This window comes from Streptosporangium sp. NPDC004631 (assembly GCF_053601935.1).
In genome coordinates this window covers 1-13,207 of the sequence record NZ_JBSGCR010000030.1, presented here as the reverse complement: position 1 = coordinate 13,207, position 13,207 = coordinate 1, and the positions used below count along the sequence as shown (strand labels likewise).

The following is a 13,207-nucleotide window of genomic DNA, read 5'->3' as shown; positions in this document are numbered from 1 at the left end:
CGTTCGGCCGAGTGGACGTCCCCCGGCGGGCCGGGACCGTGGCGGCCGGGGGCGGGAGGTCAGGGCCCGGAAGCCGGGGCCCGGAGGAGGAGGCCGGGGGGACGACGACCGGGAGGCGGAGACATATCGGCTGGGGCGTTTCGTCCATAAGGGCGTCGGATGTCGCCGCCCATTTACGAGTAACGTGGGCTTATGACTGAAGGATTCGAGACTCTGGCCATTCACGCAGGTCAGGAACCTGACCCTCACACCGGGGCCGTTGTGCCGCCGATCTACGCGGTGTCCACATATAAGCAGGACGGCGTGGGCGGGCTGCGCGCCGGATACGAGTACAGCCGGTCGGCCAACCCGACCAGGACCGGGCTGGAGGAGGCCGTCGCCGCCGTCGAGGGCGGTGCGCGCGGCCTGGCCTTCGCCTCCGGCCTGGCGGCGGAGGACGCGGTGCTCCGCACGGTCTGCAGGCCGAGTGACCACGTGATCATCCCGAATGACGCCTACGGCGGCACCTACCGGCTGTTCGCCAAGGTGTATCAGGACTGGGGCCTGCACTACGACCCGGTGCCGCTCGGCAACCTGGACGCCGTGGTGAACGCGATGACGCCGAAGACCAGGGTCGTATGGGTGGAGACGCCCACCAACCCGCTGCTCGGCATCGCCGACATCGCGGCCCTGGCCGAGATCGCGCACGAGAACGGCGCGCTGCTGGTGGTGGACAACACCTTCGCCTCGCCGTACCTTCAGCAGCCGCTGGCGCTGGGGGCGGACATCGTCGTGCACTCCACCACGAAGTATGTGGGCGGACACTCCGACGTGGTCGGTGGCGCGCTCGTCACCGCCGACGCGGGCCTGGGCGACCGGCTCGCCTTCAACCAGAACGCCATGGGCGCGGTGGCGGGGCCGTTCGACGCGTGGCTGACCCTGCGCGGGCTCAAGACGCTCGCGGTGCGGATGGAGCGCCACTGCGACAACGCCGAGCGGGTGGTGGACCTGCTGCTCGCCCACCCGAAGGTCACCTCGGTGCTCTACCCGGGCCTGCCCGAGCACCCCGGGCACGAGGTGGCGGCCAAGCAGATGAGGCGTTTCGGCGGGATGGTCTCCTTCCGGGTCGCCGGGGGAGAGGCCGAGGCGGTCGAGATCTGCGACCGGACCGAGCTGTTCACCCTGGGCGAGTCGCTCGGCGGCGTGGAGTCGCTGATCGAGCACCCGGGCCGGATGACCCACGCCTCCGCGGCGGGTTCGCCGCTGGAGGTCCCCGGTGACCTGATCCGGCTGTCGGTCGGCATCGAGTCGATCGACGACCTGCTCGCGGACCTGAGCAGGGCGCTGGGCTAGCGCGACCCGGCCGGAGCGGCCCGGCCGGAGCGGCCGACGGCGGCCTCGGCCGGGCCGCCTCGGTAACGGGGGTTCGGGCAGGGCGGGCTCGGGGGGACGGGGGTGGTCAGGGCCGGCCGCGGTCAGGACGGGCTGCCCCAGACCATCAGCACCAGGATGACCAGCCAGATCAGGGTGATGATCCCGGCGAGCGCGGCGATCCGCCCGGTCTGCATCTTCGCGTCGTCGTCCGGGTTCTCGTTGCCGAGGACCCGGATGGCGGTGATCTGGTCGCGGTCCACGATGACCAGGAGCACCGCGGCGACGATGAAGAGCGTCATGGAGATCGACAGGTAGGGCTTGCCGAGATACTCGCGGCCCAGGATCAGGCCGAACAGGAACACCCCGACGGCGGCGATGCCGTACACACGGGTGGTCTTGTGCAGGTAGCGCAGGACGTTGAGGTCTCCGGTGCGGATGAATCGTGGCGTGGACATGGTCGCCGCGGTGATCGGCCCCAGGGTGAAGATCGCGAAACCGATGTGCAGCCAGAGCAGCAGGTCTGTCATGAACCAGACATTAGCCCGCTGTGATCTCATCCGGGTACGGCGCGCGCACGCCCGCCGCCCGACGACGCCCCCTGGAAGGCCGTCGCGGGCGTGCCGGGGCGGGGCGGGCGATCGGGGCCTCCGGTCTCCGCCCCCTCGGGGGTGAATATCGTCGAGGGGGCGACGGCCATCGGTTAGCGGGAGGTTTTTCTGGAACATGACAATTTAGATAGTGCTTATTTATGGGGAAGCGCGATGGTAGATCTTTCTATTTCTTCCCTGAGCACTCTAATGAAGTGAGTAGGATCGCTGACGAGCTCGTTCCCGTGTGATGAGACCGTCGTCGGTGAGGTCGCGGTTGTGCCGGGCGAGCATCGAACCAGCCCGTGCACATTGGCACAAAGGAGTGCCCGCTGTGATCGTTCAACATGCTGAACCGTATACCGAGGAGTGGCTGCATCAGCCGACTCTTTATGTGAGCCGCGTCGTCGAGGCGCTCCGCTCCGAGGTCGTCGGCTGGTGGGAGGGACCATATGACCCACGCACCATCACCGTCCTGCTGATCGACGGGGACGCCCTGGTCTGGGACGAGGAGAGCGGCTGGCGTTGTGGCCGTTACGTGATCGGCGACCGCGAGCACTGCACGATCCTCACCGACACCCGCTATCTCGGTGGCGGCCTTCTGCTCACCCCCGAGCGGGTCCCCGACGCCATCGCCGACGCCCGCGCGGGTCTCGGCAACAGCACCGCCTGGCGGCCCTGCTACCGCTCCTACCGCCACTACCGCGACGGCTTCGACCGCGCTCTCAACGGCTACCTCGCCTACGCCTGATCCTCCGCCTTCCGGCGCCCGCCCCTCCCGCCCTCCGGGAGGGGCGGATTCCGTGGCCGGGCGCTCCGTGCCGGTGAGGATCAGCGCTTTCTACGGGTCCGCAGGAAGTCGCTGACGACATACTCGCCCAGCCGGTCGGCGCCGGAGGAGAAGACCCGCCCGCCGTTGCGGCGGGCCACCTCGTCGACGAACTCCTTCAGGCGCTCGTCGTCGGCGAGCATGAACACGTTGAGCGTCGCCCTGCGCCGCGTCATCTTGTCCACCTCGGCGAGCGTCAGCTCCAGCGTCTCGCGGGTGGGCGGCCACTCGAAGGCGGCCGAGCCGTTCCGCCGCAGGTGGGCGGTGGGCTCGCCGTCGGTCACCACGAGCACGACGGGTTCGAAGTCGGGGTGGCGGTCCAGGTGGCGGCCCGCGATCAGCAGGGCGTGGTGCAGGTTCGTGCCCTGGACCATGTCCCACTCCAGCCCGGCGAGCTCGCCGGGCTGCAGGACGCGGGCGTAGTTGGAGAAGCCGACGATCTGCACCGAGTCCTGGGGAAACTTCGAGGCGACCAGCGCCTGCAGGGCCATCGCGGTCTGCTTGGCCGCCGCCCAGGTGCCGCGCAACGCCATCGAGTAGGACAGGTCCACCAGCAGGCAGACCGCCGCGGCCGTGCGCCGCTCCGTCTCGGCCACCTCGAAGTCGTCGACCGACAGGGTCACCGAGGGGCCGGAGCCGCCGCGCCGTACGCCGTTGATCACGGTGCGGACCACGTCGATGGGCTGCTCGTCGCCGAACCGCCAGGGCCGGGAGGAGCCGGTGAGCTCTCCGGCGGAACCGGCGTCCACCTGGTCGTGATCTCCTCGGCGGCCGGAGTCCAGGGAGGCGAAGACCCGGCGCAGCGCGGTCTCGCCCAAGCGGCGGACGGCCTTGGGGGTGAGCTCCAGCTTGCCGCGCCGGCGGCGGAGGTAGCCCTGCTGCTCCAGCTCACGCTCGATCCGCCTGAGCGCCTCCAGGTCGTCGACGGCGCCCCGGCCCAGGGCACGGCGGATCGCCGCCTCGTCGATGTCGTCCAGCCGGGCGCCCGGATAGTCCTGGCGGAGCGCGGCCTCCAGTTGGGTCAGGTCCGCGAGGTCCTCCAGCGCGGTCACCGCCTCGCCCATTCCCATCGGCCCCTCCCCGGTGAGCCGCTCCGGGGTGTTCCAGGCGAGGTCGGGGCGGCGGGCGTGGAGGGACTCGCCCAGCCGGCGCATCTGCTCGCCCAGCCCGGCCTGCTCCAGCGTCTGGTTGATCAGCTCGTTGAGCTCGTCGCGCTGGCGGGGGGTGAGCGAGGCCAGCAGGCGCTGGGTGGCGGCGGCCCGGCGGGCGAGGGCGTCGACCAGCTCCTCCAGGTTCCGGGGCGACTCCGGAAACATGTCTCCGTACTTCTGCATGAACCGCTCGAACTCGGCCTGGGTGTGCTCGCCGCGCGCATCCCGGTCCAGCATGCCGTTCAGCTCGGACATCATCTGTCTGACCCGCTCCATCGTGGCCGGGTCGGGGTTGGCCAGCGACTCCCGCATCCCGCGGAACTGGCTGTCGAGCACCTCGCGGCGGAGCAGGCCGCGCAGCTCCTCGAAGGTCTGCCGCGCGGCGGCCGAGCGCCACCGGTAGCCGTTCAGCTCCTGGATCGCGCTCGCGGTGTCCGCCGGGAGGCCGTCGAGCTCCGCCTCACGCAGCCGGGCGTCGTCCGACGGGTCGGGGAACAGCTCGGACCTCTCCTGGCCGATCGCCCGCTCCAGCAGGGCCCTCGCCCGCTCCAGCGTCCCGTCGAGTCGCCCGCGCTCGCGCAGCTCACGCCGGCGGCGCCGTACCTCACGGAGCAGGTCGTCCAGCCCGCGCCGGTCCTGCGCACCCGGAAGGCCCTGTTTGAGCAGGTCGCGCAGGGCGTGACCCGGGTTGGCGCCGGTCAGCACGGCGTCGCCCATCTGGTCGAGCGCCGAGCGCACGTCGTACGGCGGGGCGAGCGGATCGGGCCCGTCCCGGTATTCGCCGTAGCGGTAGCTCATCGAACACCTCCAGCGCAGACCCCGGACCTCGGCCCGGGGAGGACGTCACCGACATCGGGTGTCTCAGGTGCGGTAGACCGTCATGCCGTCCACCTCGTCCTTGGACAGGCGGCGCAGGAGGTAGAGGCCCTCCAGGGCGAACTCCAGCGCGGCCGCGGCGTGCCCCGGCGACTCGTCGCCGATGCCGAGCCCTGACATGATCTTGGAAAGGCCGGAGACCGGGCCGACCTCGCGCAGCAGCTCGGCCGCGGGCACCAGGACCCCCGACTCGACCTGGGCGCCCTCGGAGAACCTCTCCAGCAGCGCGGTCAGGTCGACGCCGCCGAGCGTGCCCCGGAACGTCTCGGCCACCGCGCGGCGCAGCAGGTGGGAGAGGACCTCGGTCTCCCTGCCCTCCTCGCTGACCTCGAACTCCACCTTGCCGCGCAGCGTGTGCACGATGCCCGGCAGGTCGGCCACCCGGGTCACCGCGCGCTCCTCGCCGGTCAGCGCGGCACGCCGTACGGCGGAGGCGGCGGCGGTCTCGGCCGCGGCGATGGAGAACCGGGCCGACACCCCGGAACGGGCGTCCACCGCGGTGGACTCGCGGACCAGCCGGGTGAAGCGGGCGATCACCTCGATCAGGTGGCCGGGCAGGTCGGCGCCCACCTGGTCGAGCGCGGCCTCCTGGCGGATCAGCTCCAGTTCGGTCTCGATCGACGTCGGGTAGTGGGTGCGGATCTCGGCGCCGAAGCGGTCCTTCAGCGGGGTGATGATCCGGCCGCGGTTGGTGTAGTCCTCGGGGTTGGCGCTGGCGATCAGCAGGATGTCCAGTGGCAGGCGCAGGTTGTATCCCCGGACCTGGATGTCGCGTTCCTCCAGCACGTTGAGGAGCGACACCTGGATCCGCTCGGCCAGGTCGGGCAGCTCGTTGACGGAGAAGACGCCCCGGTTGCTCCGCGGGACCAGGCCGTAGTGGACGGTCTCGGGGTCGCCGAGCGTGCGGCCCTCGGCGATCTTGATGGGGTCGACGTCGCCGATCAGGTCGCCGACGGAGGTGTCGGGGGTGGCGAGCTTCTCGCCGTACCGCTCGTCCCGGTGCTTCCAGGAGATCGGCAGGTCCTCGCCCGCCCCGTCGGCCAGGCGCCGGCAGCGGACGCAGGAGGGCTGGTAGGGGTGGTCGTTGATCTCGCAGCCCTCGACCACCGGGGTCCACTCGTCGAGCAGGCCGGTGACGGTGCGGATGAGCCGGGTCTTGCCCTGGCCGCGCTCGCCCAGCAGGACCAGGTCGTGCCCGGCGAGCAGGGCGCGCTCCAGATGGGGCAGGACGGTGTCGTCGAAGCCCACGATTCCGGGAAACCGCGGCTCTCCGGCCCGGAGACGGGCCAGAAGGTTCTCGCGGATCTCGGCCTTTACCGTACGGTGCATATGGCCACTCGCGCGAAGCTCGCGCAGAGTACGCGGCTCTGGGATTTGAGGCACGGGATCGAGCCTACGTCCCCGGAGCCGAAACCGGCACTCTTATCCCGCTTTCGGATCTTGACCATCGCGTGGCGGCCAATGCGCGTGCTTGTCTCCACAGTGGGGAGAATCGCTCCAAGGCAAGGCTTCGGACAAGAAGGGGAGGTGAGACGAGTGGCGCTGTTGACGAGTTGTTTCGCCGACGGTCTCGCCGTGGGAACCGACCTGGTGACGGCCGCGGAGACCGCGGTGCGCCAGGCCGTCTCCGGCCTGACCGGACCCCCTCACCTGGTCTGTTTCTTCATCTGCGGTGACGATCCCGACGACGTCTCCCGTGCCGGGCTGCGGGCCATGAGCATGGTCCCCGGAGCCTCGGTCGTCGGTTGCAGCGCGACGGGGGTGATCGGCGACGGCCGAGGGGTCGAGGTCACCCCCTCGGTGAGCGCGTGGGCCGCCACCCTGGACGGAGCCAGGCTGACCACCTTCGCCCTGGACACCTTACGGGCCGATGACCGTTTTGTGGTGGTAGGTCTGCCGGAACGCCACCCCGACGACCACGCGGCCATCCTGTTCGCCGACCCCTACAGCTTTCCCACGGACGGCTTTGTCGAACGCTCGGAGGAGGTGCTGGGCAACCTCCCGCTCATCGGCGGGCTGGCCAACGCCCTCCAGGGCCGGGGCGCGGTGCGCCTGTTCGCCGACGGAAAGATCTACACCGAGGGCGCCGTCGGGGTGCTGCTCGGCGGCTCCGTCAACGTCAGGACCGTGGTCAGCCAGGGCTGCCGCCCGATCGGCCCCACCATGGCCGTCACCGACGTCGAGGAGAACCTGCTCCTCGAACTCGCCGGACAGCCCGCCCTGGCCAGGCTGGAGGAGATCGTCAGCGCGCTGGACGAGGACGACCGGGACCTGGTCGCCTCGGGGCTGCAGATCGGCGTGGCCATGGACGAGTACGCCGACCGGCACGAGCGCGGCGACTTCCTGATCCGGGGCGTGCTCGGCATCGACCCGGAGCGGGAGGCCGTGGCCATCGGCGACGTCGTCGAGATCGGCCGCACCGTCCGCTTCCAGGTCCGCGACGCCGCCACCGCCGACGAGGACCTCTACGAACTGCTCGACGCCCACCGCGAGGAGTTCGGCAGCGTGGACGGGGCGCTGCTGTTCTCCTGCAACGGCAGGGGATCCGCCATGTTCGGCAGCGCCGACCACGACGCGGTCGCGGTCCACGACACGCTCGGCCCCATCGGCGTGGCCGGATTCTTCGCGGCGGGGGAGGTCGGCCCGGTCGGCGGCCACAACCACGTGCACGGTTTCACCGCCTCCGTCCTGGTCTTCTCCTCCCGTCCGGCCACCGACCCGCTCTACGATCACTAGATGTCCGGATCGGTGCTCGCCGTCGACATCGGCGGAACGAAGCTCGCCGCGGCCCTGGTCGACTCCGGGGGATCCGGGGGATCCGGGGGAGAGATCCAGCGGGCCCGCCGGGTGGCCACACCCCCCGGCGGCGACGCCCCGGCCCTGTGGAAGACGCTCGTCGAGTTGATCGACTCCGTGCTGGACGGCTCCGCGGCCGAGGGGGTGGGCGTCGGCTGCGGCGGCCCGATGAGCTGGCCGGACGGGGTCGTCTCACCGCTGAACATACCGGGCTGGCGCGGCTTTCCGCTCCGCGCCGGGCTCGTCGAACGGTTCCCCGGCGTACCGGTCCGGATCCACAACGACGCCGTCTGCGTCGCCGTCGCCGAGCACTGGCGGGGCGCGGGGCGCGGCAGCGCCAACATGCTCGGCATGGTCGTGTCCACGGGGGTGGGCGGCGGGCTCGTCCTGGGCGACCGGCTGATCCACGGCGGCAGCGGCAACGCCGGGCACATCGGCCACATCGTGGTCGAGCCCGGCGGACCGGCGTGCGGCTGCGGCGGCCGAGGCTGCCTGGAGGCGATCGCCCGGGGCCCGGCCCTGGCCGCCTGGGCGCTGGAACAGGGCTGGACCCCCGGCGCCGGGGGCGGGTTGTCCGGCGGAGGAACCGTACACTCCCCGTCTCACGCGGCTCCGTCCCGTGGGGGGCCGTCCTATGTGGAGGAGGCGGCGGCCAGCGGGCGGCAGCTCGCCCTGGACGCGGGGGCGGGCGACGAGATCGCCCTGGCCGCCATGCGCAGGGCCGGTCGGGCGCTGGGCCTGGCCATCGCCTCCGCCGTCAACCTCTGCGACCTCGACGTCGTCACCATCGGCGGCGGTCTCTCCCAGGCCGGGCCGCTGCTGTTCGACCCCCTACAGGCCACGCTGCGCGACCACACCCGGCTGGAGTTCGCCCGGCGGGTCCGGGTCGTCCCGGCGGCCCTTGGGCAGGACGCGGGCCTGGTCGGCGCCGCCGCCCTGCTCCTCGCCGCCGACCGGTACTGGCCCTCGGAGTTCCGGCTCAGAGAAAGACCAGGCCGGCGATCAGGGTGAGGAGGGTGGCCAGGGTCACGGTCACGACGGCGCCGAACCTGGCGGGCGTGAAGTAACCGGCGATCAGTTGCTGTCTCACCGTGCGATAGCGCGACGTGCCGTAGAAGATCAGCATCAGACCGGCCAGGAGCAGGATGATGCCCGAGATGACGGCGTGCATGCCTTTACCGGGGGCGAACTTGGCGACGGCCACGCCCAGTGCCGCCATGCTGAGCCCGGTCCGCAGCCACGCCAGATAGGTCCGCTCGTTGGCCAGATGATCACTCGCGCGGTCGCCTGGGCTCGCCCCCTCCGGAAAGCGGTTCATTCGACAACGGTAAACCGGACAGGTCGATTGACGCCGACCGACGCGGCCGGGCGGGAGGGCGGACGCCGGACGGCGTGCCTACCAGACGTCACCCTCGCGCCAGTCGCAGGTGAGCTCACCGGACAGATCCAGCGGGACGGCCAGCGGGAGGACGTAGACGCAGCCGTCCTCCTCCTCGGTACGCGTGATGCCGGTGGGGGTGAACGCCGAGGTCGGTCCCCGCCACGGCCTCCACCCGCGTGCCGTGTAGAAGCCCACAGCCTCGTCGGAGGCGCCCAGCGCCCCCAGGTCGTACGCGCCGCGCACCACCCGCTCCAGCTCCCGCATCATGGCCGCGCCGTGTCCGCGACCGCGACGGTCCGCGCGCACCCCGACGCCCTCGACATAGCCTGTGCGCAGCGCCCGGCCGCCGTGCAGCAGCCGCCGCTGGACCAGGGAGGCGTGCCCGATCAGCTCGGCCCCCTCCCACACCAGGGCGTGAACGCCGCCGAGGGCGTGCTCCCAGTCGTCGTCATCCATGTCGCCCTCGAAGACCTCGTCGAGAAGGGCCCGCGCGGCCTTGAGGACGGCGACGTCCAGATCGGCGGTATGAGCCACCCGCACCTCGGTCATGGCGCCATCGTCGCACCCGGCCCCTCTCCGGCGCCACGGACTATCCGTCCTCACCACGTGCACCACGTGCCCGGAACCCGTTACGGCTCCGCCCGCCCGGCGCCCCCCGCCGCACGGTGCCGGGCTCCGTGGAATCCCGCCCCTCCAGCGCGCCCGGCGGGCCGCCGCCACGCCGCATCGGTGGAGCCGCACGATTCGGGGCCTCAACCGGGCGGCACGGGACAGGGCGTCGCGACCGAGCCGTGATGTGGCCTCGGACCTCGACGGTCGTTTCGCTGTTAACCCTCTTCTGAACTGGCCGTATATCAAGGACGGCGATTGAGAACCCAGGTGGGATGTTCTAGAATCGCACACGTGGCTGCCATGATGGGCGATTGGTTGGGCGAGCGGATCGCGGACGCCCGTCATCGGGCAGGGATGACACAGGCGGACCTCGCCACGACGATTTCGCTTAATCGGTCCGCGCTGGCCAAGATCGAAAACGGCTCGCGGCGTGTCACGGCGTTGGAGCTCGCCCGCATCGCCGACGCTCTTGACGAGCGGATCGAGTGGTTCATCAAGCAGACACCGGCCGCGATCGTGTCTCACCGCAACCTCCAGGAGCCGGGAGCCGTGAGTCCGGCTATCGACCGGCTGGTCGAGCAGATCGCGAGGAACGTCGAGTTTGTCATCGGTCACGATGAAAATCTGAGACTCAGCACCCCCACCCTGGCGCGCCCGGGATCTGTGGACGAGGCGGAGCGGTCGGCCGCGAGAGCTCGGAAGCTGTTTGGTCTGGATGCCGCCGAACCCTTTCTGAACGCACCCGGCCGTGCCGCCGAAATCGGAGTACTGGCCTTCTCCTTTGACCTGGGGGCGGACGCGGCGGATGCCGCATCCATCCTGCTGGGCAGCGGAGGGGTGGCCATCGTCAACGGCAACCTCCGTGTCGGACGCCGCCGCCTGGCTCTTACACACGAGCTGGGCCACTGCTTGTTCGCCGACGAGTACACCGTCGATTGGCGGGTCGCCGAGCAGGGTGGGGGCAACATGTGGGAGGCGTGGCTGGATCGCTTCGCCCGTGCCGTTCTGCTGCCGCCACAGGGGCTCAAGGAAACCTGGCAGCGGCTATGCGCCAAGGACAGGGACCTACGCGTTGCCGCTGTGAAGATCGCGAGTGCTTTTCAGGTGGACATGTTCACGTTGGCGCGTCGGCTGCTGGAGCTCGGTCTCATCGGTCAGGCGGACTCCTCCAAGGTTCGCGCGGTTCGCACGACAAAGGCTGACATCATTGATTTCAACCTGGTCACTCAAGACGAGTTGAGCGCGCCTTTCCTGGCCAAGCCTTATGTTGAATCGGTTCTGCGGCTTTATCGCAACGCCACCGTGTCCGCGGCCCGGGCAACCGACCTCCTCTTCGACACATGGACCGAAGACGACCTCCCCGTGCTTCCCGAACTTCCGGAGAGCGCCATCTGGAAGTTCGTCTCCTAACCCCCTATGGACGCCGACGAGATACTTGTGTTCGACACCGGACCGCTCAGCCACTTTTCCCTGAACAACTGGCTCGGCCCGTTGAAGGCCGTTGTCGGTGAGCGCCGTGCCGTCATCCCCGATGTCGTCGTCGAGGAGCTGAGGGTCGGAGCGGCTCGGGACGGCCGTATCGCCGCCGTGCTGGACGCCGCCTGGATCGAGCATCGAGAACTCAGTACTCCCGAGGAGATCGAAGCCTTCGGCCGGTTCTCGGAGCTACTGGTCAAAAAGGAGCGCAATCGGGGAGAGGCCGGGGTTCTCGCCCTCGCGTCGACCATGGGCGGTGTGGCCGTGATCGACGATCGTGCCGCCCGGAAGGCCGCGGAGTCGCTCAAGGTGAAGTTCTGCCCCACGTTGGCCCTCCTGTGTGAGTCGATCCGGTAGGGGCTGCTCACTCCAGCGCTCGTCGGCGCGCTCGCGGACGACCTTCTCTCGACCGAGTATCATCTCCCCTCTCCTTCCGGTGGTTTCGTGGCCTGGGCCACGGAGAACGGACTGGTTTCCTGAAGGACACGCCGGCAACATCCCTAATGTGGAGGTCTTCTCCATGATGGGCGTCCCGCCGTACGGGGAGTTTCCGCGTGGCGGGGTCGAACGGTTCCGGCCTGGTGGACGGGCTGGAGATAGGTCGAGATCCCCGACAGCGGGAAAGGCACGCTGCGACGCTTCGGATAGACCGAAGATATCTTCGGTTATACCGAATGCCGATCTGGGCCTTCGGGGACCGCCGAGGCGAGTTACGGCGGCACCAGGCCCGTTCCTTGCAGGCAGCCGTGAAACCCCACGCTCTCTCGTACGGCTCCGCCCACCCGGCGCCCCCCGCCGCACGGCGCCGGGCTCCGTGGAATCCCGCCCCTCCAGCGCGCCCGGCGGGCCGCCGCCACGCCGTACCGTGGGCCGGTTCAAAGGGGGAAGGTGTTGCGGGACTCCTCCTGCTCCAGGCGTTTGAAGATGTCAGGGTAGGCGCGCTGAAGTAGATCTCGGACTTGCCGTTCCAGGGCGGGAACGTCCGTCGTGGCGGTGTTGTGCACGATCTTCCAGTCCACGCTGAAGTATCGGTGAACCACGTTATTGCGGAGCCCTCTGATCAGCTTCCAAGGAATCGCAGGGGCGGAGGCTCGGGTTTCAGCTGAGATCCCCCCGACTGCCTCCCCGATGATGGAAAGTTGCCATATGACGGCATCTCGGCGCATGGCGTCAACAGCCCAATCCTCCGGCGAGACGCCTTCGAGGTAAGACGCGATCTTCCTGGCGGCTTCCACGATGTCCACCAGGTACAGGCCCTCACGCTGCATACAGCACCCGGGCATCGTTGATGACCTGGTCACGGATGACCCAGTGGAGGCCCTCCTTGGAGACCACGTCGACCTTACGGCCGAGCAGGGCTTCCACCTCCTCCTGGAAGCCGAAGAACTCAAGCCCGATGTCGCTGTCCGCCTTGAGGACGTAGAGGAGATCGACGTCGCTCGTGTCCTCCTCCTCGCCACGAGCGACCGAACCGAAGACGGCCAGCTCAGCGATGCCGTACTTCTCGCACAGCCTGACCAACTGGGGATAGATGGTTGTGAAGTTGACGCTCATGACACCTCCCTGGGCTTCCATGCTGCCATCTCGGCGCTGCCGTGTCAGTCGTGCCCGCCGCATGTCCGGCCGTCGCCTCGCGGAGCCCGCAGCGCGCATACCGGGGGTTGCCGCTGAGGCGCGTCCACCGGGGAGACCGCGTCCCCTCCACTCTCTCCCCGATCTCCCCGGTCAGGAAGTATGAGAGTTCGTTCCCCAGGAGGCCCCCCTCCAAAGCCGTACTCTCGTACGGCTCCGCCCGCCCGGCGCCCCCCGCAGCACGGTGCCGGGCTCCGTGGGACGTCGCTCCTCCAGCGCGCCCGGCGGGCCGCCGCCACGCCGTGCCGTGGGCCGGTTCGGAAAGGGCGCCGGACTGTCGAAGGGGTGTCCTACCGGTCGAACTCGCCGGTTTTGATGTCGTCGATGAAGGTGTGCCATTGGGTGGGGGTGAGGAGGAGTTTGGGGCCGTGGGGGTTTTTGCTGTCGCGGATGGCGATTGTGTCGGGGAGGTTGGTGGCCAAGGCGGAGGCGTTCTCGACCGGTGAGACGGCCGCGGCCCTGCACCGAGCTGGTGGTCGAGGGCACCCCGATGTGTAGATGACAAACGCGACCC

General features: G+C 69.8%; 14 protein-coding genes. 6 read left to right on the top strand and 8 right to left on the bottom strand.

Annotated features, from left to right (window positions below; all coding sequences use genetic code 11):
• Positions 1-192: 192 nt before the first annotated feature.
• Entirely contained in the window at positions 193-1,332 is a 1,140-nt protein-coding gene (locus tag ACWEF2_RS25170) for a cystathionine gamma-synthase (protein WP_453818809.1), read from the top strand.
• A 122-nt stretch (positions 1,333-1,454) separates the two neighbouring features.
• Here ACWEF2_RS25170 and ACWEF2_RS25165 read toward each other — a convergent pair whose 3' ends face one another.
• A complete protein-coding gene (locus ACWEF2_RS25165) occupies positions 1,455-1,880 on the bottom strand; it encodes a hypothetical protein (protein ID WP_453818808.1) in 426 nt (141 codons plus the stop codon).
• Between the two features lie 394 nt (positions 1,881-2,274).
• On the opposite strand from ACWEF2_RS25165, the gene ACWEF2_RS25160 reads away from it, so the two are divergent.
• Complete coding sequence (locus tag ACWEF2_RS25160; protein WP_453818807.1) at positions 2,275-2,691, top strand: DUF6292 family protein; 417 nt, start codon at positions 2,275-2,277, stop codon at positions 2,689-2,691.
• Positions 2,692-2,771: 80 nt separating this feature from the next.
• Here ACWEF2_RS25160 and ACWEF2_RS25155 read toward each other — a convergent pair whose 3' ends face one another.
• Together ACWEF2_RS25155 and ACWEF2_RS25150 are read right to left on the bottom strand one after the other, a co-directional pair.
• Entirely contained in the window at positions 2,772-4,718 is a 1,947-nt protein-coding gene (locus ACWEF2_RS25155) for a vWA domain-containing protein (RefSeq protein WP_453818806.1), read from the bottom strand.
• Between the two features lie 63 nt (positions 4,719-4,781).
• Entirely contained in the window at positions 4,782-6,125 is a 1,344-nt protein-coding gene (locus ACWEF2_RS25150; RefSeq protein ID WP_453818805.1) for a sigma 54-interacting transcriptional regulator, read from the bottom strand.
• Positions 6,126-6,332: 207 nt separating this feature from the next.
• On the opposite strand from ACWEF2_RS25150, the gene ACWEF2_RS25145 reads away from it, so the two are divergent.
• Together ACWEF2_RS25145 and ACWEF2_RS25140 are read left to right on the top strand one after the other, a co-directional pair.
• Positions 6,333-7,532 carry an FIST signal transduction protein gene (locus ACWEF2_RS25145; protein WP_453818804.1) on the top strand — a complete coding sequence of 400 codons (1,200 nt, stop codon included), beginning with the start codon at positions 6,333-6,335 and terminating at the stop codon, positions 7,530-7,532.
• Positions 7,533-8,603, top strand: coding sequence for an ROK family protein (locus tag ACWEF2_RS25140; protein WP_453818803.1), 1,071 nt, complete (start codon positions 7,533-7,535; stop codon positions 8,601-8,603).
• Here the strand turns inward: ACWEF2_RS25140 and ACWEF2_RS25135 are convergent.
• On the bottom strand, positions 8,572-8,910 hold the full coding sequence (locus tag ACWEF2_RS25135; protein ID WP_453818802.1) for a YidH family protein: 339 nt from the start codon (positions 8,908-8,910) through the stop codon (positions 8,572-8,574). The two genes, ACWEF2_RS25140 and ACWEF2_RS25135, sit on opposite strands and share 32 nt — an antisense overlap.
• 78 nt (positions 8,911-8,988) lie before the next feature.
• Entirely contained in the window at positions 8,989-9,522 is a 534-nt protein-coding gene (locus tag ACWEF2_RS25130) for a GNAT family N-acetyltransferase (RefSeq protein WP_453818801.1), read from the bottom strand.
• A gap of 363 nt (positions 9,523-9,885) precedes the next feature.
• Between ACWEF2_RS25130 and ACWEF2_RS25125 the strand changes: the two genes are divergently transcribed.
• Positions 9,886-10,995: a helix-turn-helix domain-containing protein gene (locus ACWEF2_RS25125; protein WP_453818861.1), complete on the top strand. Its 1,110-nt coding sequence runs from the start codon at positions 9,886-9,888 to the stop codon at positions 10,993-10,995.
• Between the two features lie 6 nt (positions 10,996-11,001).
• On the top strand, positions 11,002-11,418 hold the full coding sequence (locus ACWEF2_RS25120; RefSeq protein WP_453818800.1) for a hypothetical protein: 417 nt from the start codon (positions 11,002-11,004) through the stop codon (positions 11,416-11,418).
• Between the two features lie 518 nt (positions 11,419-11,936).
• On the opposite strand, the gene ACWEF2_RS25115 is transcribed toward ACWEF2_RS25120, so the two are convergent.
• The 3 genes from ACWEF2_RS25115 to ACWEF2_RS25105 all read right to left on the bottom strand — a co-directional run.
• Positions 11,937-12,329 carry a HepT-like ribonuclease domain-containing protein gene (locus ACWEF2_RS25115; RefSeq protein ID WP_453818799.1) on the bottom strand — a complete coding sequence of 131 codons (393 nt, stop codon included), beginning with the start codon at positions 12,327-12,329 and terminating at the stop codon, positions 11,937-11,939.
• Positions 12,319-12,615, bottom strand: coding sequence for a nucleotidyltransferase family protein (locus tag ACWEF2_RS25110; RefSeq protein ID WP_453818798.1), 297 nt, complete (start codon positions 12,613-12,615; stop codon positions 12,319-12,321). The genes ACWEF2_RS25115 and ACWEF2_RS25110 overlap by 11 nt, the downstream gene beginning before the upstream one ends.
• 368 nt (positions 12,616-12,983) lie before the next feature.
• The coding region (locus ACWEF2_RS25105; protein ID WP_453818797.1) for a DUF397 domain-containing protein at positions 12,984-13,207 on the bottom strand (224 nt) is incomplete at its 5' end.